Origin of the sequence: Paragemmobacter kunshanensis, assembly GCF_011059185.1 — a bacterium.
Classification (GTDB): Bacteria; Pseudomonadota; Alphaproteobacteria; order Rhodobacterales; family Rhodobacteraceae; genus Paragemmobacter; species Paragemmobacter kunshanensis.
The window spans coordinates 1-612 of the sequence record NZ_JAALFE010000112.1 but is presented as its reverse complement, the minus strand read 5'-3'; the positions used below and the strand labels follow the sequence as shown (position 1 = coordinate 612).

General features: G+C 66.8%; 2 protein-coding genes. One reads left to right on the top strand and one right to left on the bottom strand.

Annotated elements, in window-relative coordinates:
* The coding region (locus G5V65_RS23080; RefSeq protein WP_165054784.1) for a plasmid pRiA4b ORF-3 family protein at positions 1-221 on the bottom strand (221 nt) is incomplete at its 3' end.
* 48 nt (positions 222-269) lie between these two features.
* Between G5V65_RS23080 and G5V65_RS23075 the strand changes: the two genes are divergently transcribed.
* Positions 270-485: a phage head-tail joining protein gene (locus tag G5V65_RS23075; RefSeq protein ID WP_165054786.1), complete on the top strand. Its 216-nt coding sequence runs from the start codon at positions 270-272 to the stop codon at positions 483-485.
* The last annotated feature ends 127 nt before the right edge of the window (positions 486-612 follow it).

Genomic DNA, 612 nt, shown 5'->3' with positions numbered 1-612 from the left:
TAGATCTTGCGGCCCCACACCGCGTCCTCTGGATCGGGTTCGCCATAGACCCTGTCGCCGACCCGGAAATCATAGAGGTGATAGTTCTCCCACGGCATCACCGCCTGGATGATTTCGTGCAGAGCGCGGAGGTTGGTGGTCAGGCTGACCTCGAGCTCACGCCAGATGCAAGGCTCGAGATGCAGCAGTTCGATGCGAAGGCGGGCAATCCGGTCGGTCATGGCGGGCCTGGTCAGGACGGGTCACGAGCAGGATAGAGGTGGGCTGTCATGGCGACAATCACGGACCTCCGCGCCCGTCGCGAGGCGTTGGCCGCACAGCGTGCCTCGGGCGTGGCTCGGGTCAGCTATGACGGAAAGACGGTCGATTACCGCTCGGTTGCTGAGATCGACCGGGCCCTCGAGGCGCTGGATCGCGAGATCGCGGCGGCCGAAGGGCGGCGGATCGTGCGGCAAGTGCGCGTCTTCACGGAAAAGGGGCTCTGAGCATGGGGCTGTTCGACAGGTTCCGCGGCGGGTCCATCCCCGGCCGGGCGAGCGGCAGCCCTGCAGCCGTGCGCGCTCGGCTCGAAGGGGCCATGGCGCGGCGACGGCTCAAGGGCTGGAATCCACC